The organism is Azovibrio restrictus DSM 23866 (genome assembly GCF_000429665.1).
GTDB classification, from domain to species: domain Bacteria; phylum Pseudomonadota; class Gammaproteobacteria; order Burkholderiales; family Rhodocyclaceae; genus Azovibrio; species Azovibrio restrictus.
The window spans coordinates 189,039-209,838 of the sequence record NZ_AUCH01000001.1; the positions used below are offsets into that span (position 1 = coordinate 189,039).

Consider the following 20,800-nt stretch of genomic DNA (forward strand, 5'->3'; position numbering starts at 1 on the left):
TGGGCATGCCCCGCTCCCTGCTGGCCCGGACCTTCCTCTGGGTTGCCCTGCTGGTGGTCGTGACCAATGCCGCCTGGGTGATGATTTTCCGGCTTGCCGATGCCGAACCCAGGGCACGGGCCCTGGCCCAGTTCTCCGCCAGCGCCGTTAATCTGGTGCGGGTTGCCCTCCTCACCGCAGCCCCCGAATTGCGTCCGGCCCTGCTGCAGGAACTCTCCGACCGGGAGGGCATACGCTTGCTGCCCCGGGATCACCACGATCAGATCACCCCCCTCCCCCACGACGGATTCATGGCCATGACCCAGGAACAGATCCGTCTGCTCCTGGGACAAGGCACCACCCTTTCCCTCAAGGTCAATGGTGAAGCCGGCCTGTGGATCAGTTTTGCCATGGCCCCCAGCGAACCCGATGAATTCTGGCTGATCCTGCCGGTAGACCGGGCCGAGCGGCGGATTCCCTGGCCCTGGCTGGGCTGGGGCGCCCTGGCCGCCATGCTCGCCCTGGTGGTGGCCTGGTTGCTGGCCTCACGTATCAGCCGCCCCCTGCGCCGCATGGCCCAGGCCGCCCGCCAGGTGGGGCTGGGGCGTACCCCCCAGCCCCTGCTGGAAGAAGGCCCGGAAGAGTTGCAGCGTCTGGCATCGGCTTTCAACCGCATGTCCCGGGACCTGGCCTACCACGAAAAAGAGAGGGCCGAGATCCTGGCCGGGATTTCCCATGATCTGCGCACCCCCCTGGCGCGGATGCGCCTGGAAGCAGAGCTGAGTCTGCCGGAAGGCCCTGCCCAGGCCGGCATGGCCGCCGACATCGCCCAGATGGATGCCATCATCGCCCAGTTCCTGGATTACGCCCGGGGCGAAGGAGAGGAACTGGTGGAACAATATGACCCGAGGGCCCTGCTGGAATCCCTGGCCCATCATGGCCAAGCCATCCAGCGCCCCGTGCACCTGGAAATCCACGGGAGTCTTCCCCCCACCCCGATGCGGCCCCGGGCCATCAGCCGGGCCCTGGGAAACCTGGTGGATAACGCCTGGAAATACGGCAGCCCCCCCGTCACCCTCTCTGGCCGGGTCCATAAAGGCTGGCTCGAACTTTCGGTTCAGGACAGCGGCGAAGGCATTCCGCCTGCCGAGGTGGAACGTCTGAAACAACCCTTCACCCGCCGGGAGAGCGCCCGCAGCGGCGCCAGCGGCACAGGACTGGGGCTGGCCATCGCAGAACGGGTGGCCCGCAACCATGGCGGCAGCCTGGAACTGGGTCCCGGTATCGACGGCAGGGGCCTGCTGGCCACCCTGAAATTTCCCCTGAGCCCGGCACCGGACTCGCCCCGCCCAGGATAACGTCGTACAATATCCCCGCGTCACACCCCCAGAGCATAGTCAACCAGGCGGAAACACCAACAGAAGCCGAATAACGGCCCCTCCGCCTCCACGTCCGGAAAGGTTTACCGTGGGCTTGTTCGATCAGTTCCGCTCCATTTTTGCCAAAGCATCCACTCCAGCGACACCAGCGCCGGCACCCGAAGTCAAGGTTGCCGCCCTGGAAGACCGTCGTACCCGCAGTCGCGTCAACCCCAGGGAAGGAACCCGCATCCTCCTGATTGACGATTCGCCCACCATCGTCACGGCCCTGAAACGCATCCTCCGCTCTGCCGGCTGCGTCACCCTGGAGGCTCTGGATGCCGAATCCGGCCTGGAACTGGCTCAGAACCAGCACCCGGAACTGATCTTCCTGGACATCGTCCTGCCCGGCATGAACGGTTTTGCCGCGCTGCGCGCCCTGCGCAAGGACCCCATGACCAAGGACATCCCGGTCATCATGATCAGCGGCAATGAACAGGCCACGGAACAGTTTTTCGGCACCCGCATCGGCGCCGATGATTTCATGAAGAAGCCCTTTTCCCGCTTCGAGGTGTTCGCCCGGATCGAGCGCCTGCTGGATGAAAACCAGATTCCCCGCCGGCCCAAGACTGCCTCCATCCCCCAGCCATCGCAACCCGCGGTGGCCATGCAGCAGGCCTGAGCACTCAGGCTGGTTTGCCCCAGGGGACTCTGGATCAGTCCCCGCCTTCCCCGGAAGCCACCAGCAGCACCACGGCCTGGGCCTCGATGGCTTCATTGCGCCCCAGATAGCCCAGCTTCTCGTTGGTCTTGCCCTTGATGTTCACGCAGCCCGCATCCAGGCCCAGATCGGCGGCCAGCACCTGGCACATGGCAGGAATATGGGGGGCCAGCCTCGGCTGCTGAGCGATCAGGGTGGCATCCACATTGACCGGCCGCCATCCCTGCTGAAGTACCAGAGCCAGGGCATCGCGCAGCAGCACTCGGCTGTCCGCCCCCTGGTAACGGGGATCGGTATCGGGAAAATGCCGCCCGATATCCCCCAGCCCCGCCGCCCCCAGCAGGGCATCGGTGACAGCGTGCAGCAGGGCGTCGGCATCGGAATGCCCCAGCAGCCCCCGCTCGAAGGGAATCTCTACCCCGCCCAGAATCAATTTCCGCCCCGGAACCAGGGCATGCACGTCATAGCCCTGGCCAATCCTGAATCCACTTGCCTTGTTCATCCCTGCCCTCCGGCATTGCGTCCACGCAAAATCCATTCGGCCAGCCCCAGGTCGGCCGGATAGGTCACCTTGAGATTGGTGGTCTCGCTCTTCACCAAGCGGGGGGCATGCCCCGCAGCCTCCATGGCCCCCGCCTCATCGGTCACCAGGGTACGCCCCGCCAGGGCCGCCTGCAGCAGGCCATAGCGGAACATCTGCGGGGTCTGGGCCTGCCACAGCCCATCCCTGTCCAGGGTCGCCGCCACCCGCTGTGCCTCATCGGCCCGCTTCAAAGTATCCGCCACCGGTACGGCCAGCAGCCCCCCCACGGGATCCCCTGCCAGTTCTTCCAGCAGCCGGTCCAGCATGACGGCGGACAGGCAGGGGCGCGCCGCGTCATGCACCAGCACCCAGTCGTCGGGCGCCACCGCCGTCGCTGCTGCCTGCAGGCCATTGCAGACGCTCTCGGCCCGGGTGGAACCACCGCAAGTCACCACCTCCAGCTTGGGCCCCAGCTCCAGCCACAACCCCTGCCATGCGGGAGTCTGCCACCAGGCATCCCCCGGAGACAGCACCACCCACACCCGGTCCAGGCCGGGGTGACGGCACAGGGCCGCCAGGGTATGCCAGATCAGGGGCTTGCCCAACAGGGGCAGATATTGCTTGGGAGTATCGGCGCCAAAGCGGGAACCGCTGCCAGCGGCGGGGACGATTGCGTAGTAACGAGCCATAGCGTAATTTTAATGCAGGAGACACTGCCAACCGAGGAAAACAATGAACGGCACCGTGGTAAACACCGTGAGCATGGATTTGGTCCTGGATTTTGCCGTCGCCGTGGGGTTGGGCCTGCTCATGGGCCTGGAACGGGAGCGCAATCCTTCCGCCCGCGCAGGGCTGCGCACCTTCGGACTGGTCGGCATGCTGGGAACGGTGACTGCCTTGCTGGCAGAAAAGACCGGTACCCCCTGGGTCCTGGCCGCAGGCCTGCTGATGGTGGGGGCCATGATGGTGGCCGCTTATCTCACCCATCCGGACGAAAAGGACCCGGGCACCACCTCCGTGGTGGCCCTGCTGCTGTGTTACTGCTATGGCGCCATGATCTGGTACGGCTACCAGACCCTGGCCGTGATGCTGGGCATTTCCACCACGGTCCTGCTCTATTTCAAGGCAGAACTGCGCAAGGTCTCGGAAAAACTGACCCGCAAGGACATCATTTCCATCCTGCAGTTTGCCGTGCTTTCCCTGGTGGTGCTGCCCATCCTGCCGGATACCACCATGGGGCCCTACGACGCCCTGTCTCCCCGGCAGGTCTGGTGGATGGTGGTGCTGATCTCGGGCTTCAGCCTGGCAGGTTATGCGGCCCTGCGACTGATGGGGCAGCAATTGGGGGCCCCACTGCTGGGGATATTCGGGGGCCTGGCTTCCAGCACCGCCACCACCCTGGTGTTCGCCCGCCATGCGGCCAGCAGTTCCAGCCTGGTGAAGCTGGCCCTGGTCGTGGTGCTGACCGCCAATCTCGTGGTGCTGTTCCGCCTGGGCGCTTACGCCGCGGTGCTGCAACCCGCCCTGCTGGCAGAGCTGCTGCCGGTGCTCCTGGGCGGTCTGGCATTCGGGACGGCTTATGTGCTGCTGGCCTGGAGAGGGCTTTCCAGTGCCGAAGAGGTGCCGGCCATGGAGTTTTCCAATCCGGCGGAAATCCGCACGGCCGTGACCTTCGGCTGCATCTATGCGGTGGTGCTGGTGGTGACGGCTGCCCTGTCCGACTATGCCGGCAGTTCCGGGCTTTACGTGGCTTCCCTGGTCTCCGGCCTGACGGACGTGGATGCCATCGCCCTCTCCTCCCTGCGTCTATACGGCCTGGAAAAGCTGAGCAGTGCGGAAACGGTCAACTCCATCACCATCGCCATGCTCGCCAATCTGAGTTTCAAGCTGGGCATCGTGGTGATGGTGGCGGGACGGCGCATGGCCTGCCCCATCGCCCTCGGGTTCTCCACCATCGCCGCCGGCAGCATCCTGGGCTGGCTGCTCTGATCAGAGTTCCTGGAATTCCTTGAACAGCTTGCGGGACTCCAGTTCCACCCCGTCCAAATAGTAGGCCAGCAAACGGCGCATCAACTGCTTGGCCTCGCTGCGGCTCACCGGGCGGCTGTAATCGTCCCTGGCCATGTCCAGCAGGGTCTGACCGGAAATGATCCAGCCCCCGGCCTCCCCGGCTTCAAGCCCCACAGGCCCTCGTTCCATTTCGTAGCGATAAGCTGCGCCAGGATCGATGGCCGCCCCCTGCCAGTCCCTGTCCAGCCGCAGGCCATAGCCCAAGTCTCCCAGCAGGGCCCGCTCGAAACAGCGCAGATCCGCCTCGGCCACCTGGTGGCGTGGAGACTGCCCCAGGTGCAGCAGAATCTGGGCATAGCGCTCGAACAGGAAGGGATGGGGGTCCTCCCGGGGCAGCAGCCGCAACAGCAGTTCGTTCAGGTAATAGCCGCAGAACAGGGGCAAGCCCATCAACAGCGGCTGCCCCCCCTGCCACTCGGCCTTGATCAGGTTCAGGACCTCACCCTTGCCGGACCAGGACAGTTCCAGGGGCTGAAAACCCATGAGCAGGCCCCGCAGGGCGGAACGGGGACGACGCGCCCCCCGGGCTAGCAGGGCTACCCGGCCGTAATCCCGGCTGAAGACTTCCACCAGCAGACTGGTTTCCCGGTAGGGACGGGTATGGAGGACATAGGCCCGCTGGCCATCCGCCTTGCCACGCGGCATCTTTTATTCGTAACCGAGGCTTTTCAGGAGCCGCTCGTCATCGGCCCAGCCGGACTTCACCTTGACCCAGACTTCCAGATACACCTTGCCGTCGAACAGGCGCTCCATGTCCTGGCGGGCTTCGGAGGCGATGCGCTTCAGGGATTCCCCGCCCTTGCCGATCACCATGGCCTTGTGGCTGTCCTTGTCCACCACGATGGCGGCGTAGATGCGGCGCAGCTGGCCTTCCACCTCGAACTTCTCGATTTCCACCGTCACCGCATAGGGCAGCTCATCCCCCAGGAGACGAAACAGCTTTTCCCGGATGTACTCGGAGGCCAGGAAACGCTCGCTCTTGTCGGTAAGCTCATCCTCCGGGAACAGCAGTTCCTCGTGGGGCAGATATTTGCGCGCAACCTTGAGCAGATCATCCGTCTGCTTGCCCTTGGCCGCGCTGACCGGCACTACGGCGGCAAACTCCCGCTTCTCGGCCACCTTGGCCAGGAAAGGCAGCAGGCTGGATTTGTCCTTCACCTGGTCAGTCTTGTTGACCACCAGGATGACCGGCACATCCTCGGGCAGGAGGCGCAGGACCGCCTCGTCCTTGGCATCGAAACGGCCGGACTCGACCACGAAGAACACCACGTCCACATCCGCCAGAGTCTGGGTGACGCCCCGGTTCATGGCCCGGTTCAGGGCATTGGAAAAACGGGTCTGAAAGCCAGGGGTATCCACGAATACGTACTGGGCATCCGGGTTGGTGAGGATGCCCATGATCCGGTGACGGGTGGTCTGGGCCTTGCGCGAGACAATGCTGATCTTCTCGCCCACCAACTGGTTCAGGAGGGTGGATTTGCCCACATTGGGACGCCCCACGATGGCGATGTAACCGGAGCGGATGACGCTCATGAATGTTGCTCCTCCAGGGCCGCGAGTGCTTGCTCGGCGGCCGCCTGTTCGGCCAGGCGCCGGCTGGCGCCCGTACCTTGTGTGATCAATCCCAGGCCTTCGATCTGGCAGGCCACATGAAAGCGCTGGTCATGGGCTGCGCCCGAGGTTTCCAGCAACTGGTACTTGGGCAGGGGCCGCCGCCGCCCCTGGAGCCACTCCTGCAAACGGGTCTTGGGGTCCTTCATGGCCTGACCGGGGACGATGGCCTCCAGGAGCGGGGCAAAGAGCCTGCGGATCACCAGGGCCGCCGCCTCGAAGCCGGCTTCCATGTAGATGGCCCCGAAAATGGCTTCCAGGGCATCCGCCAGGATGGAGGGACGCTGATGGCCGCCACTGCGCATCTCCCCATCCCCCAGTTGCAGGCACTCCCCCAGCCGCAGTTGCAAGGCCAAGCGGTGCAAGGTGTCCTGGCGCACCAGATTGGCCCGCAGACGGGACAGATCGCCTTCGGGCAAGGTTTCGAAACGGGAAAACAGGGCTGCCGCAATCACGCAGTTGAGCACCCCGTCCCCCAGGAACTCGAGCCGCTCATTGTGTTGGGCCGAGGAGCTCCTGTGGGTCAGGGCAAGGGCCAGGAGGCGCTTGTCCTGAAAAAGGTAACCCAGGGAACGTTCAAGTACCGCCAGTTCCATGGATATCAGTTTGAAGAACCGGCGTAGTCAATCACCAGGCTGACGTTGGCAAACAGGGGGATGCGCTTTTCGTAGGAGAAGGAAACAACGATCTGGCCCCCTTCCTTAGTGATTTCGATGTCCTGCGCAGAAACCGATTGGAAGTCGTTAACATTGTCATACTTGTCGAACGCCTTCCGGATGTCGGCGACAGTACTCTGCGCTCCCGCTTCATTGGCCACGGTTTTCACTGTATTCAATACCGTTTTGTATTCAATCACCGATGGCACCACCTTCATCCCAATCAGCGCCACCAGCGCGATACCGATACACCAGAAAATCAGAGAACTGAGCGCCAGGCCACGTTGTTTGTTCATACCCAACCCCTTATTTGAAAGATCCGACACGACTCCAGTCGGAAAAATTAAGCCAGATGAAGAATGCCTTGCCTACGATGTTCTCCTCGGGCACGAAGCCCCAGGCACGACTGTCGCGACTGTTGTCACGGTTATCCCCCATGACGAAGTAATGGCCTTCCGGCACCTGGCAGATCACACCGGCCGTATTGTATTTGCATTTATCGCGCCCGGGAAAGCGGCTGGCATCGGGGACATAGGCCGGCGCATCCCGGTCATTGAGCATCCGGTGGGTCACTCCACCGAGGTTTTCCTCGAACTGGGCCGAGTAATAAAGCCGCTCGGGATGCAGGTAATCATCCCGGGCTTCCACGGGGATTTCCTTGCCGTTGATGGTCAGGCGCTTGTCCTGATAGGCCACCGTATCTCCGGGCAAACCGATCACCCGTTTGATGTAGTCCTGGCTGGGATCTTCCGGAAAACGGAACACCATCACATCTCCCCGCTGGGGCTCATTGATGGCCAGAACCTTCTTGTTGATGATGGGTAAGCGGACCCCGTAGGTGTATTTGTTAACCAGGATGAAATCCCCGTTCAACAAGGTGGGCACCATGGAATCCGAGGGAATCCTGAAAGGCTCGACGATGAAGGAGCGCAGCACGAACACCACCAGGATCACCGGGAAGAAGCTGGCGCCATACTCCACCCACCAGGGGTCCTTGTCCGACTTGCCGCGCTGCTTCTTGAACCACAGCAGATCCACCAGCCAGACGATACCGGTCACCACCAGCAGGACAAACAGGATCAGGGGAAAATTCATGGACAAACCTCAGTTATCGACGCGTAGCACGGCCAGGAAAGCTTCCTGGGGAATTTCCACGCTACCCACCTGTTTCATGCGCTTCTTGCCGGCCTTCTGCTTTTCCAGCAGCTTCTTCTTGCGAGTGATGTCGCCGCCGTAGCACTTGGCCAGCACGTCCTTGCGCATGGCCTTGACGTTTTCCCGAGCCAGGATGTTGGAGCCGATGGCCGCCTGAATGGCCACGTCGTACATCTGGCGGGGAATCAGTTCGCGCATCTTGGCGGCCAGTTCCCGGCCCCGGTACTGGGAGTTGGAGCGGTGCACGATCAGGGACAGGGCATCCACCTTCTCCCCGTTGATGAGGATGTCCAGCTTCACCACATCGGCGGCCCGGTATTCCTTGAAGTCGTAGTCCAGGGAGGCATAACCCCGGGACACGGACTTGAGCTTGTCGAAGAAGTCCATCACCACTTCGGCCATGGGCATCTCGTACACCACCTTCACCTGGCGGCCGTGGTAGTGCATGTCCACCTGGTTGCCGCGCTTCTGGTTGCAGAGGGTGATGACGCTGCCCAGGTAGTCCTGGGGCACGAAAATGGTGGCGGTGATGATGGGCTCACGGATTTCCTCGATCTTGGAGAGATCGGGCAGGCGGGAGGGATTCTCCACCTGGATCACCGTGCCGTCCTTCATCACCACTTCGTAGACCACGGTGGGCGCAGTGGTGATCAGGTCCTGGTCGAATTCCCGCTCCAGGCGCTCCTGAATGATCTCCATGTGCAGGAGACCCAGGAAGCCGCAGCGGAAACCGAAGCCCAGGGCCTGGGAGACTTCCGGCTCGTACTGGAGGGAAGCGTCATTCAGTTTCAGCTTTTCCAGGGATTCGCGCAGCTGGTCGTACTGGTTGGCCTCCACTGGGTAAAGGCCGGCGAACACCTGGGGCTTGATTTCCTTGAAACCCGGCAGGGGCTCGCTGGCCGGACGGGTGGCCAGGGTGATGGTGTCGCCCACCTTGGCGGAATCCAGTTCCTTGATGTTGGAGATGATGAAGCCCACCTCCCCGGCCCGCAGGGCCTCCCGCTGCAGGGACTTGGGCGTGAACACCCCCACCTGCTCGCACAGGTACTGCTTGCCATTGGACATGAGCTGCAGCCTGTCCTTGGGCTTCAGCTCTCCATCCACGACCCGGACCAGCATCACCACGCCCACGTAGTTATCGAACCAGGAGTCGATGATCAGGGCCTTGAGGGGCGCTTCCGGGTCCCCTTCGGGAGCCGGAATGCGCGCCACCACGGCTTCCAGGATGTCCTCGACGCCAAGACCGGTCTTGGCGGAAGCCAGCACCGCATCGGTGGCGTCAATACCGATCACGTCCTCGATTTCCTGGCGGGCATTGTCCGGGTCGGCGGAGGGCAGGTCGATCTTGTTCAGGACCGGGAGCACCTCCACGTCCAGTTCGATGGCCGTATAGCAGTTGGCCACGGTCTGAGCCTCCACCCCCTGGGAAGCGTCCACCACCAGCAGGGCCCCTTCGCAGGCCGACAACGAGCGGGAGACTTCGTAGGAGAAGTCCACGTGGCCCGGGGTGTCGATCAGGTTCAGGTTGTACACCTGCCCGTCCCTGGCCTTGTAGCTCAGGGCCGCAGTCTGGGCCTTGATGGTGATGCCCCGCTCCCGCTCGATGTCCATGGAATCGAGCACCTGGGCTTCCATCTCCCGGTCGGAGAGGCCACCGCAGTAGTGGATGATGCGGTCAGCCAGGGTGGACTTGCCATGGTCGATGTGGGCGATGATGGAGAAATTTCTGATGTGCTTCATTGGTTCCCGTTCAGGAATTAAAAAGGGTGCGCCTGGCACCCTTCCTGGAATCTGAAAGACCGTGAATTCTAGCGAATTCGCGCCAAAACAGCACGGACTTTGGGCTCATCCAGAAAATAATGACAGAGCTCCACCCCATCCAGCAGCAGCACCGGAACCAGCTCGTCGTAGCGGGCTTCCAGCTCCGGGTCCGCATCCACATCGAGAACCTCCAAGCTGATGCCGAACTCCTCCAGCAGGGGTTGCAGGGCCACCTCCATGTCATGACAGAGATGGCAGTAGCCCCTGCTGATCAGGGTCAGCATGGGAGGCGCCTCAGTCACTGATGCCCTTGATCGTGATGAAGGTCTGCAGCTCCCCGCGGCGCACCAGCAGGGTAACGTTGGCCCCCCGCCCGAAGGAAGACAGCAGCTTGTTGAACTGCTCCACGCTGCGGACCTCGGTGGTCACCCCCCGGTTGATCAGCGCCAGGATCACATCTCCCGGACGCAGATCGGCCCGTGCCACATTGCCGCGCAGATCCTCCACCAGGAGACCGCCGGCAACCCCCAGCTGGCGCCGCTGCTCGGGCGTCAGCTCGCTCACCACCAGCCCCAGGCGGTTGGCCTGCTGCTCGGAACGCTGTCCCCTGCCCTGCCGCGGGGCCTGGACCTTCTCCTCCTGCACCTCACCCACGGTCAGATGCACCTCCCGGAGGCTGCTTTTGCGCCACAGCTGCACGCTCACCCGAGTCCCCGGGCGGGTCGCCGCCACAATGCGGGGCAGATCGGCAGAAGAGGAAATGACCTTGCCGTCGAAACGCAGGACCACGTCCCCCGCCTCTATCCCGGCCTGCTCGGCAGGCCCGCCCTTTTCCACGGAATTGACGATGGCACCATGGGGTTTGTCCAGCCCGAAGGACTCGGCCAGCTCCTTGGTCACCTCCTGGATCACCACCCCCATGCGGCCCCGGCTGACCTTGCCGGAAGCGCGCAGCTGGTTCTGGATATCCATGGCCACGTCAATGGGGATGGCAAAGGAAAGTCCCATGTAGCCACCACTGCGGCTGTAGATCTGGGAGTTGATACCCACCACCTCGCCGCTCATGTTGAACAGGGGGCCGCCGGAATTGCCCGGATTGATGGCCACGTCGGTCTGGATGAAAGGTACGTAGTTTTCCTGGGGCAGGGAACGCCCCTTGGCGGACACGATGCCGGCCGTCACCGAATTCTCGAACCCGAAGGGAGAACCGATGGCCGCCACCCACTCGCCCACCCGCAGCCTGTCGGGGCTGCCCAGACGCGCCACGGGCAGGCCGGAGGCCTCAATCTTGATCAGCGCCACATCGGTACGCTTGTCGGCCCCGATGATGCGGGCCCGGAACTCCCGCTTGTCGTTCAAGCGCACGGTCACCTCGTCGGCCCCATCCACCACATGGGCATTGGTGAGAATGTAACCGTCTGCGCTGATGATGAATCCCGACCCCAGGGAACGGCTCTCGGATTCCCGGGGAACGCCGGGCAGGCCCCGGGGCATGAAGCGGCGGAACAGCTCCGCCATGGGATCGTTCTCGTCGAAGGGAATAGCCTGAGCCTGCCGGTTGCGCTGGATCTGGGTAGTGCTGATATTCACCACCACCTGCCCCTGGCGCTCCGCCAGCTCGGCAAAATCGGGCAGACTGCGCCCGGCAGGAGCCTGGGCATGGACTTGGAAGGCCACCAGCAAGACTGCGGCGAAGGCAAGTAATTTCCTGATCACGAGCTTATCCTCCTAGGACTTGATTCGACCGATATAGGGTTCGTTACGGGAATTTCCAGTCAGCTGACGGCTGCGGTAACGCACCGCCCCCCAGGCCAGCAGCAGCCCCAGGCCGGCACCGCCCAGAGCCCCGCCATTGCCCGCCAGCAACTGCCCCAGCAAGGCCCCCAGGAGCAGCCCCAGGAGCGGCAGGCCATAACCGAGGGTGGCATGGCGGCTGAGCACCCCGGCGGGCAACACCACGGTCACCAGGTCACCAGGCCGGGCTCCCGGCAGATTGCGCACCCGGTACTGACGCGGCGTGCTGCAGAACATCTGGGTCAGCTGCTGCCCACCGCAGCCCCCCGGCTCATGGCAACGACCACAGCCGCCGCCCAGCACCTGGATCAGGGCATGCTCCCCCTCCAGGCTGACGACACGGCCGGTTTGTTCACTCTGACTGGAAATATCCATCAAAACAGGACCGGAAAGGAATTTACAAAGGGAACCGACTGCAGGGGCGGCTTACCAGCGCTTGTCCGGGGCCACGTCCAGCATGGGGCGCAACTTGTTGGCCACCGCCTCCCGGGCACGGAAGATGCGGGAACGCACGGTGCCGATGGGGCAATCCATGATGCGGGCAATTTCCTCGTAGGAAAGCCCCTCGATCTCGCGCAGGACGATGGCGTTGCGCAGCTCCTCGGGCAGGGTCTCCATGGCCTGGTTCACCGTCTGACCAATCTGCTTGGTCATCAACAGGCTCTCGGGCGTATCGATATCCCGCAGCAGGTCCCCCTCGGCAAAGCCCTCGGCTTCGTCGTTGTTGAATTCCGTGGAGGTGGGCGCCCGGCGCCCCTGGGAAACCAGATAATTCTTGGCCGTATTGACGCCGATCCGGTACAGCCAGGTATAGAAGGCGCTCTCGCCGCGGAAAGCCGGCAAGGCCCGGTAGGCCTTGATGAAAGCCTCCTGGACCACATCCTCCACCTCGGCGCTGTCCTTGACCAGGCGAGCCACCAGCCGTCCCAGCTTGCGCTGGTACTTGGCCACCAGCACGTCAAAGGCATGCCGGTCGCCCTGCTGGGCCTGCTCCACCAGTTGCTGGTCTATCTCACGCTCGCTCATGCGCCAGGAAATCCTGAGGGTTATGGGTGCGAAGGAGTATACCCCAGCCCTCCATCCCTTGGCTCTGCCCCACGCGAAAACCGTGTGACCAAATGTAATTGCAAAACAGGCCGAGAAGCCGCGCCCGTGCTATATTCCGGGCACTTTTCCGGGAAGGATTTTCAAGGTGATTCGATATGATGTCCTGATCATCGGCAGCGGCCTTGCCGGCCAGTCTGCCGCCCTGCGCCTGGCCGACCACTGCCGGGTCCTGCTGGTCAGCAAACGGGCCCTGGAAGACAGCGCCTCCAGCTGGGCCCAGGGCGGCATCGCCGCCGTGCTGGACAACCAGGATTCCATTGAAGCGCACATTCGTGACACCTTCATTGCCGGCGCTCACCTGAACGACGCCAGGGCCACCCGCTTCGTGGTGGAAAACGGGCGCCGGGCCATCGAATGGCTGATCGAACAGGGCGTTCCCTTCACCAAGGACGAATCCGGCTACCACCTGACCCGGGAAGGGGGCCACAGCGCCCGCCGGGTCATCCACGTGGCCGACGCCACCGGGTTGGCCGTGCAGGAAACTCTGACCGAGAAGGTCCGCCGGCACCCGAAGATCACCATCCTGGAAAACCACATCGCCATCGACCTGATCACCGGCAACAAGCTGGGTCTGGCCGAAAACCGCTGTTACGGAGCCTACGTCCTGAACAACGACAGCGGCGAGGTGGTAACCATAGGCGCGGAACACACCCTGATCGCCACTGGCGGCGCCGGCAAGGTCTATCTCTACACCACCAATCCAGACACCTCCACCGGCGACGGCATTGCCATGGCCTGGCGGGCGGGCTGCCGGGTGGCCAACATGGAGTTCATCCAGTTCCACCCCACCTGTCTCTACCATCCCCAGGCCAAATCCTTCCTGATTTCCGAGGCGGTGCGCGGCGAAGGCGGGCTGCTCAAGCTCCCGGACGGCACCCGCTTCATGCCCGAACATGACGACCGGGCCGAACTGGCGCCCCGGGACGTGGTGGCCCGGGCCATCGACTTCGAGATGAAGAAGCGCGGCCTGGACTGCGTGTTCCTGGACATCTCCCACAAGGGCGAAGCCTTCATCAAGGCCCACTTCCCCAACATTTATGCCCGCTGCCTGGAACTGGGCATCGACATCACCCGGGACCCGATCCCGGTGGTGCCGGCAGCCCACTACACCTGCGGCGGCATCGTCACCGACCTCAAGGCCCGCACCGGCATTCCCGGCCTCTACGCCGCCGGCGAAGCCTCCTGCTCCGGTCTGCACGGGGCCAACCGGCTGGCCTCCAACTCCCTGCTCGAATGCCTGGTGTTTTCCGAAGCCGCCGTGCAGGACATCCTCGCCCAACCCAGGCGCGCATTCCCTGAACTCCCCAGGTGGGACGAGAGCCGGGTCACCGATGCGGATGAAGAAGTGGTGATCGCCCACAACTGGGATGAGCTGCGCCGCTTCATGTGGGACTACGTGGGCATCGTGCGCACCACCAAGCGGCTGAAGCGGGCCCAGCACCGGATTCGCCTGCTGATGCGGGAAATCGAAGAGTTCTACGCCAACTTCCGGGTCAGCCACGACCTGATCGAACTGCGCAACCTGGTGGTCACCGCCGACCTGATCGTCCGTTGCGCCCTGAAGCGCAAGGAAAGCCGCGGCCTGCACTTCTCCCGCGACTATCCGGACCTACTCCCCATTGCACGCAACACCACCTTGCACCGCCGCCTAGGAACGCCGGGCCAGCAGTAGCCAGACGCGCAGACGACGCAGACTCTCCCTGTCGCTACTGTCAGGGAGCAACACCAGGGTCTGGCGCCGTCCCTCCCCTGCCTGCCAGAAAAACACGCACAACCAGGGCTGGATCAGCCCTCCCGGCAGCCGTGTGGCGGCAAGCCCATCCACGGTCAGCCCCCCATCAGCCTGCAGACACAGCCTGACGCCCCCCTGCCGCCAGCGGCGCAAGGCGAGCAGGAACAAACCCAGAACGGACAGGATCAGGAACAGGCGTGGCCCCGGGGGCCAGTCGCTCAGGAATATCCCCAGGGCAGCCAGGAAATGGCTGAGCGCCAGGGAGGACAGCAGCAGGCGGGAGCGGTGCAGTTCGACGAAAACCGGGAACTGCACCGCATCAGGGCGGGGTCAGACCCGCTTGAAGACCAGGGAACCGTTGGTGCCGCCGAACCCGAAGTTGTTGTTCAGGGCCACCTCGATCTTCATCTCCCGGGCCGTGTTGGCACAGTAGTCCAGGTCGCACTCGGGATCCTGGTTGAAGATGTTGATGGTCGGCGGGGAAACCTGGTGATGGAGGGCCAGCACGGTAAACAGGGACTCGATGCCGCCGGCGCCCCCCAGCAGGTGGCCGGTCATGGACTTGGTGGAATTGACCACCAGTTTGTGGGCCGCCTCGCCGAAAGCCAGCTTGATGGCGTCGGACTCGTTCTTGTCCCCCAGGGGGGTGGAAGTACCATGGGCATTCAGGTACTGCACCTGGTCCGGATTCACCCCGGCATTCTTCAGGGCAGCCTGGATGCAGCGCCGGGGGCCATCAGCATTGGGAGCCGTCATGTGGTAAGCGTCACCGCTCATGCCGTAGCCGGACAGTTCGGCGTAGATCTTCGCCCCCCGGGCCTTGGCATGCTCGTACTCTTCCAGCACCAGCACCCCGGCACCCTCGCCCAGCACGAAACCGTCCCGGTCCTTGTCCCAGGGGCGGCTGGCGGTAGCCGGATCGTCATTGCGGGTGGACAGGGCCCGGGCAGCACAGAAGCCCCCGACCCCCAGGGGCGATACCGTGGATTCGGCCCCGCCGGCAACCATCACGTCGGCATCGCCGTACTCGATGATGCGGGCCGCCTCGCCGATGGAATGGGTACCGGTGGTACAGGCCGTCACCAGGGCGATGTTGGGCCCCTTGAAGCCATACTGGATGGACAGGTTGCCGGAGATCATGTTGATGATGGAGCCCGGCACGAAGAAGGGGGAAACCTTGCGCACCCCGGCCCCGTTGAACTCATCCTTGGTGGCCTCGATCAAGGGCAGGCCGCCGATGCCGGAGCCGATGCAGACGCCGATGCGCTCCGCGTCAGCCTGTTCCTGATCCAGCCCCGCATCGCGCACGGCCTGGATGCCGGCGGCCATGCCGAAATGGATGAAGGTGTCCATGCGGCGCGCTTCCTTGGGAGAAAGGTAGGCGCCGATGTCAAAATTCTTGACCTCCCCGGCAATACGGGTGGGGAAGGTGGAAGCATCAAACTTGGTAATTGCGCCGATACCGGAACGGCCGGCCAGGATGTTCTGCCATGCTTCTTCGACAGTGTTACCGACGGGGCTGACGATGCCCAGGCCGGTGATGACGACTCTGCGACGTGCCAAGTTGCACTCCAATCACATACATAGACGGAGGCCGGCATTAAAGCCGGCCTCGCGAGAAAAACAAACCGAATGGATTACTTCTTGTTGGCGAGGATGTAATCAATCGCCTGCTGGACGCTGGTGATCTTCTCGGCCTCTTCGTCCGGGATCTCGCACTCGAATTCCTCTTCGAGGGCCATCACCAGTTCGACGGTATCCAGCGAATCGGCGCCCAGATCGTCCACGAAGGAGGACTCGTTCTTGATGTCCGCTTCGTTTACACCGAGTTGTTCGGCGACAATCTTCTTGACGCGCTCAACGATGTTATCCATTGAAAAAACTCCTTCCCTGTTCGGGGATATAAAAAAACCGCGCTAGTTTACCAAAACCCGGCCCCCGGGAGAATCTTCCCACCGGCCGGATCACTCTTAATCCATGTACATTCCGCCATTCACATGCACCGTGGTGCCCGTGACATAGGCAGCGCCGGGGGAAGCCAGGAAGGCCACTGCCGCCGCGATATCCTCGGGCAGGCCCAGGCGGCCCAGGGGGATATTACCCAAAAGCGAAGTTTTCTGTTCGTCCGAAAGGACCTTGGTCATATCGGTATCGATGAAGCCCGGGGCGACGCAGTTGACCGTCACGTTGCGGCTGCCCAGCTCCCGCGCCAGGGAGCGGGTCATGCCGGCAACGCCCGCCTTGGCGGCACAGTAGTTGGCCTGACCCGGATTGCCGGCATGCCCCACCACGGAGGTGATGTTGATGATGCGGCCGCTACGGGCCTTCATCATGCCACGCATGACCGCCTTGGACAGGCGGAACACGGCCTTGAGATTGGTGTCGATCACCGCATCCCATTCCTCGTCCTTCATGCGCATGGCCAGGTTGTCCCGGGTGATGCCGGCATTATTGACCAGGATGGAGACCGGCCCGATTTCCTTCTCGATGCCGCTGATCAGGGCATCCACCTGGGCCTGGTCACGCACTTCCAGCACCTCGCCCCGCCCCTGGGCACCGGCTTCAGCCAGGTAGGCGGAAATATTGCCGGCCCCTTCGGGGCTGGTGGCGGTGCCGATCACGGTGGCACCGAGACGGGCCAGTTCGAGGGCCACGGCCTTGCCGATACCCCGGGAAGCGCCGGTGACGAGGGCGATTTGTCCTTGCAGCATGGTCTTACTCCAGGTTGAGATTGGCTTCGATGGCAGCCAGGTCGGCCAGGGCCACCCCATTGACGCCATCGGCGCAACGTTTGGTCAGCCCCGCCAGAACCTTGCCGGGACCGCATTCGGCCACCAGGGTCACGCCCATGCCGGCCATCTTCTGGATGGTTTCGACCCAGCGCACGGGATTGTAGGCCTGCCGCACCAGGGCGTCTCGGATGCGAGCCGGATCGGACTCGACGGCCACATCCACGTTATTGACCACCGGGATGGCCGGAGCACGGAGCTCCAGTTCGGCAAGGCGGGCCGCCAGCTTGTCGGCGGCGGGCCGGATCAGGGAAGAATGGAAAGGCGCGGACACGGGCAGGGCCAGGGCGCGCTTGGCCCCCCGGGTCTTGCAGGCTTCCATGGCCCGCTCCACGGCGGCCTTGTGGCCGGCAATCACGGTCTGGCCGGCGGCATTGAAATTGACCGGCTCCACCACCTCGCCCCGGGCCGCTTCGGCACAGGCGGTACGGATGCCGTCATCGTCCAGGCCGAGAATGGCGGCCATGGCGCCGGTGCCCAGGGGCACGGCTTCCTGCATGGCAGCAGCGCGCAGGCGCACCAGGGGAACCGCATCGCTGAAGGCCAGCACCCCGGCAGCCACCAGGGCGGAATATTCGCCCAGGCTGTGGCCTGCGAGCACGGCAGGGAGCTTGCCCCCTTTTTCCTGCCACAAGCGCCAGGCGGCAATACCGGCAGTGAGCATCACCGGCTGGGTATTGACGGTCTGGGACAGCACCTCGGCCGGCCCCTCGGCCACCATCTGCCACAGATCCTGACCCAGGGCAGTGGAAGCCTCGTCAAAGGTGGCGCGGACCACGGCGGCATCGCCGTAAGCCCCCATCATGCCGACCGACTGGGAACCCTGACCGGGAAACACGAAAGCAAAGGCCATGAAATTTCTCCTCAGAATTGGAACAGGACGGCGCCCCAGGTGAAGCCGCCGCCCACCCCTTCGAGCAGCACCTTCTGGCCGCGCTGGATGCGTCCGTCGCGCACCGCCTCATCCAGAGCCAGGGGCACGGAAGCAGCCGAGGTATTGCCGTGACGATCCACGGTCACCACCACCTTGTCCCGGGACAGGCCCAGTTTCTTGCTGGTGGCATCGATGATGCGGATGTTGGCCTGATGGGGAATCAGCCAGTCCAGCTCGCCGCTGGCGATGCCAGCTGCCGTACAGCACTCCTCGGCCACATCGGCGAGAACCCGCACCGCAGTTTTGAAAACCGCCTGGCCTTCCATGCGCAGGAAGGGGTCGCCAGTCACCTGCCCGGCGGCAACCTGACCGGGCACCGACAGGATGCCCACCTGGCTGCCGTCCGCATGCAGGGCCGTGGCCAGGATGCCGGGCTGGGCAGAAGCTTCCAGCACCACAGCGCCAGCCCCATCGCCAAACAGGACACAGGTGCCCCGGTCCTTCCAGTCCAGGATGCGGGAGAAAGTCTCGGCCCCCACCACCAGCGCCTTCTTGTGGGTCCCGGAGCGGATGAACTTGTCCGCCACGCTCAGGGCGTAGACAAAGCCGCTGCATACGGCCTGCAGATCGAAAGCCGTGGCCCCCTTGTTGCCCAGAGCGCCCTGCAGCAGGCAGGCGGTGCTGGGAAAGATGTAATCAGGGGTGGACGTGGCAACGATGATCAGATCCAGCTCGGCCGCATCGATGCCGGCCATGGCCAGGGCCTTCTCCGCCGCCTCCCGGCCCATCTGGCTGGAAGTCTGCCCGGCCGCAGCCAGATGCCGGGCGCGGATGCCGGTGCGGGTCACGATCCATTCGTCACTGGTGTCGATACCCCGGGCCACCAGATCGTCGTTGCTGACGGGATTGCCGGGCAGATAACTGCCAACCCCGGCAATACGGGAATAAATACTCATCAGACAGCCTCCTCGGCAAGGGGCACCTGCAACTCAGCCAGCTTGCCGGCGATACGTTCGAGCACCCCGTTGCTGGCCGCCTCGTAGGCACGGCTAACGGCCTGCTCGAAAGCAAAGGCATCGGCAGAACCGTGGCTTTTCACCACCAGGCCCTTCAGGCCCAGCAGGCAGGCGCCGTTGTAGCGGCGGTGATCGAGATTGTGCTTGAAGCGCTTCAGCACCGGCATGGCCACCAGGGCAGCGAGCTTGGTGAAGACATTGCGGCTGAAAGCCTGCCGGAGCCCGGTGGCCATCATCTGGGCCACCCCTTCCGAGGCCTTGAGGGCCACGTTGCCGACAAACCCGTCGCACACCACCACGTCCGCATGGCCCTTGTAGATGCCGTCACCCTCGACGTTACCCACGAAATTCAGGCCGGATCCCTTGAGCAGCTCCGCCGCCCGCTTCACCACCTCGTTCCCCTTGATGTCCTCCTCCCCGATGTTGAGAAGGCCCACCCGGGGCTGTTCCTGGTGATCCACGGCGGCAGCCAGCATGGCGCCCATGATGCCGAACTGGAGCAGGTGCTCCGCTGCACAATCCACGTTGGCCCCCAGGTCCAGCATGTGCACATGGCCGGTCATGGTGGGCAGCACCGGGCAAAGCGCCGGCCGGTCTATGCCCGGCAGCATCTTCAGCACGAAACGGGAAATAGCCATCAGGGCCCCGGTATTACCGGCCGAGACACAGGCCTGGGCCTCCCCGGCCTTGACCAGGTTCACGGCCACCCGCATGGAAGAATCCTTCTTGTTGCGCATGGCCAGGGCCGGAGCCTCGTCCATGGTCACCACCTCGCTGGCATGCTGAATGCGGCAGCGGTCGGAAAGTGTCGTTGCAAGCAGGGGACGGATCAGGGCTTCCTGGCCCACGAGCACAACCCGGGCCTGGGGATGGGAGCGAAGAAAGGCGAGCGCCGCCGGCACGGTAACGGAGGGACCATGGTCCCCCCCCATGCAGTCGATAGCGATGGTATGGGGCATCAGGGGTGCACGAACCTAAATTGCGCGCAAAAGAAAAGGCAGGCAGTCCCAGTAGAACTGCCTGCCTGATGGTGTTTTATTATTCGCCCTTGGTCTTCAGGACTTTTTTGCCCCGGTAGAAGCCGGAGGGAGAAATGTGGTGACGCAGGTGAACTTCACCGGTGGTAGCTTCCACGGCCAGGGGGGGATTGGTCAGGAAGTCATGAGCGCGGTGCATGCCACGCTTGGAAGGGGATTTCTTGTTCTGTTGAACGGCCATTTGTAAAACTCCTCAAAAACAATCAGTTAAGCTTGCCCTTCAAGCCCGCCAGCGCAGCAAACGGATGAGGCCGTTCGCCCGCTTCGGTATCGGAAGGCAAGCCACATGCTTCGTGGCGCGGTGCCACTGGCAAAGCCAGCAGGATCTCGTCCTCGATCAGGGCCCTGACATCCAGGGCACCCGCCACGGGCAGAAAATCCAGACTGTCGTCCTCCAGCTCTTCCTGGGTGGGCTCACTGCCTTCCGGAACCAGTTCCAGCAGGCTGTCGATCTCCAGCTCCTCTTCCACCGTAGCAAGACAACGCTGGCAGATCAGGGGCAGGACACCGCTCACCTCAAGATGCAAACGGGGCTGACCCCGCTCACCCGAAACCCCCTTGAGCCGGTACTGCACTTTTCCAGCCACCTGGGTGACCAGATCATGCAGACGCGGCAA

At 63.5% G+C, this 20,800-nt stretch carries 25 protein-coding genes; 4 read left to right on the forward strand and 21 right to left on the reverse strand.

Features of this window, described 5'->3' with window-relative positions:
• Positions 1-5: 5 nt before the first annotated feature.
• On the forward strand, positions 6-1,337 hold the full coding sequence (locus tag G474_RS18965) for an ATP-binding protein (protein ID WP_043462819.1): 1,332 nt from the start codon (positions 6-8) through the stop codon (positions 1,335-1,337).
• Positions 1,338-1,446: 109 nt separating this feature from the next.
• Entirely contained in the window at positions 1,447-2,019 is a 573-nt protein-coding gene (locus G474_RS0100955) for a response regulator (RefSeq protein ID WP_026685350.1), read from the forward strand.
• A gap of 34 nt (positions 2,020-2,053) precedes the next feature.
• Here the strand turns inward: G474_RS0100955 and ispF are convergent, their stop codons facing one another.
• On the reverse strand, positions 2,054-2,560 hold the full coding sequence (gene ispF, locus G474_RS0100960; protein ID WP_026685351.1) for a 2-C-methyl-D-erythritol 2,4-cyclodiphosphate synthase: 507 nt from the start codon (positions 2,558-2,560) through the stop codon (positions 2,054-2,056).
• Complete coding sequence (gene ispD, locus G474_RS0100965; protein WP_026685352.1) at positions 2,557-3,270, reverse strand: 2-C-methyl-D-erythritol 4-phosphate cytidylyltransferase; 714 nt, start codon at positions 3,268-3,270, stop codon at positions 2,557-2,559. The genes ispF and ispD overlap by 4 nt, the downstream gene beginning before the upstream one ends.
• A gap of 43 nt (positions 3,271-3,313) precedes the next feature.
• Here ispD and G474_RS0100970 point away from each other — a divergent pair, with 43 nt between their 5' ends.
• Complete coding sequence (locus G474_RS0100970) at positions 3,314-4,570, forward strand: MgtC/SapB family protein (protein WP_026685353.1); 1,257 nt, start codon at positions 3,314-3,316, stop codon at positions 4,568-4,570.
• Here G474_RS0100970 and recO read toward each other — a convergent pair whose 3' ends face one another.
• The 10 genes from recO to rpoE form a co-directional block, all read right to left on the reverse strand.
• Positions 4,571-5,296 carry a DNA repair protein RecO gene (gene recO / locus G474_RS0100975; RefSeq protein ID WP_026685354.1) on the reverse strand — a complete coding sequence of 242 codons (726 nt, stop codon included), beginning with the start codon at positions 5,294-5,296 and terminating at the stop codon, positions 4,571-4,573.
• A 3-nt stretch (positions 5,297-5,299) separates the two neighbouring features.
• Complete coding sequence (era, locus tag G474_RS0100980; RefSeq protein ID WP_026685355.1) at positions 5,300-6,184, reverse strand: GTPase Era; 885 nt, start codon at positions 6,182-6,184, stop codon at positions 5,300-5,302.
• Positions 6,181-6,858: a ribonuclease III gene (gene rnc, locus G474_RS0100985; RefSeq protein WP_026685356.1), complete on the reverse strand. Its 678-nt coding sequence runs from the start codon at positions 6,856-6,858 to the stop codon at positions 6,181-6,183. The genes era and rnc overlap by 4 nt, the downstream gene beginning before the upstream one ends.
• 5 nt (positions 6,859-6,863) lie before the next feature.
• A complete protein-coding gene (locus G474_RS0100990) occupies positions 6,864-7,214 on the reverse strand; it encodes a DUF4845 domain-containing protein (RefSeq protein WP_026685357.1) in 351 nt (116 codons plus the stop codon).
• A gap of 10 nt (positions 7,215-7,224) precedes the next feature.
• Complete coding sequence (gene lepB / locus G474_RS0100995; protein WP_026685358.1) at positions 7,225-8,013, reverse strand: signal peptidase I; 789 nt, start codon at positions 8,011-8,013, stop codon at positions 7,225-7,227.
• A gap of 9 nt (positions 8,014-8,022) precedes the next feature.
• Positions 8,023-9,813, reverse strand: a complete 1,791-nt coding sequence (gene lepA / locus G474_RS0101000; RefSeq protein ID WP_026685359.1) for a translation elongation factor 4 — start codon at positions 9,811-9,813, stop codon at positions 8,023-8,025.
• Positions 9,814-9,881: 68 nt separating this feature from the next.
• On the reverse strand, positions 9,882-10,118 hold the full coding sequence (locus tag G474_RS0101005) for a glutaredoxin family protein (RefSeq protein WP_043462740.1): 237 nt from the start codon (positions 10,116-10,118) through the stop codon (positions 9,882-9,884).
• Positions 10,119-10,128: 10 nt separating this feature from the next.
• Positions 10,129-11,550, reverse strand: coding sequence for a DegQ family serine endoprotease (locus G474_RS0101010; RefSeq protein ID WP_156919095.1), 1,422 nt, complete (start codon positions 11,548-11,550; stop codon positions 10,129-10,131).
• Positions 11,551-11,562: 12 nt separating this feature from the next.
• Positions 11,563-12,003, reverse strand: a complete 441-nt coding sequence (locus G474_RS18970) for a SoxR reducing system RseC family protein (RefSeq protein ID WP_051281619.1) — start codon at positions 12,001-12,003, stop codon at positions 11,563-11,565.
• 51 nt (positions 12,004-12,054) lie between these two features.
• Positions 12,055-12,654 carry an RNA polymerase sigma factor RpoE gene (gene rpoE, locus G474_RS0101020; protein WP_026685362.1) on the reverse strand — a complete coding sequence of 200 codons (600 nt, stop codon included), beginning with the start codon at positions 12,652-12,654 and terminating at the stop codon, positions 12,055-12,057.
• A 166-nt stretch (positions 12,655-12,820) separates the two neighbouring features.
• On the opposite strand from rpoE, the gene nadB reads away from it, so the two are divergent.
• On the forward strand, positions 12,821-14,407 hold the full coding sequence (nadB, locus tag G474_RS0101025; protein WP_026685363.1) for an L-aspartate oxidase: 1,587 nt from the start codon (positions 12,821-12,823) through the stop codon (positions 14,405-14,407).
• Here nadB and G474_RS0101030 read toward each other — a convergent pair.
• From G474_RS0101030 to G474_RS22345, 9 genes are all read right to left on the reverse strand, one after another.
• Entirely contained in the window at positions 14,384-14,782 is a 399-nt protein-coding gene (locus G474_RS0101030) for a protein YgfX (protein ID WP_026685364.1), read from the reverse strand. The two genes, nadB and G474_RS0101030, sit on opposite strands and share 24 nt — an antisense overlap.
• 15 nt (positions 14,783-14,797) lie before the next feature.
• Entirely contained in the window at positions 14,798-16,030 is a 1,233-nt protein-coding gene (gene fabF, locus G474_RS0101035) for a beta-ketoacyl-ACP synthase II (RefSeq protein ID WP_026685365.1), read from the reverse strand.
• 74 nt (positions 16,031-16,104) lie between these two features.
• Complete coding sequence (gene acpP / locus G474_RS0101040; RefSeq protein WP_026685366.1) at positions 16,105-16,341, reverse strand: acyl carrier protein; 237 nt, start codon at positions 16,339-16,341, stop codon at positions 16,105-16,107.
• A 96-nt stretch (positions 16,342-16,437) separates the two neighbouring features.
• Positions 16,438-17,178 (reverse strand): 3-oxoacyl-ACP reductase FabG, encoded by a 741-nt coding sequence (gene fabG / locus G474_RS0101045; RefSeq protein ID WP_026685367.1) that lies wholly within the window; start codon positions 17,176-17,178, stop codon positions 16,438-16,440.
• Positions 17,179-17,182: 4 nt separating this feature from the next.
• Entirely contained in the window at positions 17,183-18,109 is a 927-nt protein-coding gene (fabD, locus tag G474_RS0101050) for an ACP S-malonyltransferase (protein WP_026685368.1), read from the reverse strand.
• Between the two features lie 11 nt (positions 18,110-18,120).
• A complete protein-coding gene (locus G474_RS0101055) occupies positions 18,121-19,086 on the reverse strand; it encodes a beta-ketoacyl-ACP synthase III (RefSeq protein ID WP_043462742.1) in 966 nt (321 codons plus the stop codon).
• The gene (gene plsX / locus G474_RS0101060) at positions 19,086-20,105 is read right to left on the reverse strand and encodes a phosphate acyltransferase PlsX (protein ID WP_026685370.1); all 1,020 of its coding nucleotides are present in this window, start codon (positions 20,103-20,105) and stop codon (positions 19,086-19,088) included. The genes G474_RS0101055 and plsX overlap by 1 nt, the downstream gene beginning before the upstream one ends.
• Positions 20,106-20,184: 79 nt before the next feature.
• The gene (rpmF, locus tag G474_RS0101065) at positions 20,185-20,364 is read right to left on the reverse strand and encodes a 50S ribosomal protein L32 (RefSeq protein ID WP_026685371.1); all 180 of its coding nucleotides are present in this window, start codon (positions 20,362-20,364) and stop codon (positions 20,185-20,187) included.
• 22 nt (positions 20,365-20,386) lie between these two features.
• Positions 20,387-20,800 carry a YceD family protein gene (locus tag G474_RS22345; protein ID WP_245589278.1) on the reverse strand — a complete coding sequence of 138 codons (414 nt, stop codon included), beginning with the start codon at positions 20,798-20,800 and terminating at the stop codon, positions 20,387-20,389.

Bases quoted from the DNA above. Each gene is read 5' to 3' on its own strand.
- ispD (WP_026685352.1), bottom strand. From the start codon at position 3,270: ATGGCTCGTTACTACGCAATCGTCCCCGCCGCTGGCAGCGGTTCCCGC.
- ispF (WP_026685351.1), bottom strand. From the start codon at position 2,560: ATGAACAAGGCAAGTGGATTCAGGATTGGCCAGGGCTATGACGTGCAT.
- plsX (WP_026685370.1), bottom strand. From the start codon at position 20,105: ATGCCCCATACCATCGCTATCGACTGCATGGGGGGGGACCATGGTCCC.
- G474_RS0100970 (WP_026685353.1), top strand. From the start codon at position 3,314: ATGAACGGCACCGTGGTAAACACCGTGAGCATGGATTTGGTCCTGGAT.
- fabD (WP_026685368.1), bottom strand. From the start codon at position 18,109: ATGGCCTTTGCTTTCGTGTTTCCCGGTCAGGGTTCCCAGTCGGTCGGC.
- G474_RS0100990 (WP_026685357.1), bottom strand. From the start codon at position 7,214: ATGAACAAACAACGTGGCCTGGCGCTCAGTTCTCTGATTTTCTGGTGT.
- lepA (WP_026685359.1), bottom strand. From the start codon at position 9,813: ATGAAGCACATCAGAAATTTCTCCATCATCGCCCACATCGACCATGGC.
- recO (WP_026685354.1), bottom strand. From the start codon at position 5,296: ATGCCGCGTGGCAAGGCGGATGGCCAGCGGGCCTATGTCCTCCATACC.
- rnc (WP_026685356.1), bottom strand. From the start codon at position 6,858: ATGGAACTGGCGGTACTTGAACGTTCCCTGGGTTACCTTTTTCAGGAC.
- rpoE (WP_026685362.1), bottom strand. From the start codon at position 12,654: ATGAGCGAGCGTGAGATAGACCAGCAACTGGTGGAGCAGGCCCAGCAG.
- G474_RS0101005 (WP_043462740.1), bottom strand. From the start codon at position 10,118: ATGCTGACCCTGATCAGCAGGGGCTACTGCCATCTCTGTCATGACATG.
- acpP (WP_026685366.1), bottom strand. From the start codon at position 16,341: ATGGATAACATCGTTGAGCGCGTCAAGAAGATTGTCGCCGAACAACTC.
- lepB (WP_026685358.1), bottom strand. From the start codon at position 8,013: ATGAATTTTCCCCTGATCCTGTTTGTCCTGCTGGTGGTGACCGGTATC.
- rpmF (WP_026685371.1), bottom strand. From the start codon at position 20,364: ATGGCCGTTCAACAGAACAAGAAATCCCCTTCCAAGCGTGGCATGCAC.
- G474_RS18965 (WP_043462819.1), top strand. From the start codon at position 6: ATGCCCCGCTCCCTGCTGGCCCGGACCTTCCTCTGGGTTGCCCTGCTG.
- era (WP_026685355.1), bottom strand. From the start codon at position 6,184: ATGAGCGTCATCCGCTCCGGTTACATCGCCATCGTGGGGCGTCCCAAT.
- G474_RS18970 (WP_051281619.1), bottom strand. From the start codon at position 12,003: ATGGATATTTCCAGTCAGAGTGAACAAACCGGCCGTGTCGTCAGCCTG.
- G474_RS0101055 (WP_043462742.1), bottom strand. From the start codon at position 19,086: ATGAGTATTTATTCCCGTATTGCCGGGGTTGGCAGTTATCTGCCCGGC.
- fabG (WP_026685367.1), bottom strand. From the start codon at position 17,178: ATGCTGCAAGGACAAATCGCCCTCGTCACCGGCGCTTCCCGGGGTATC.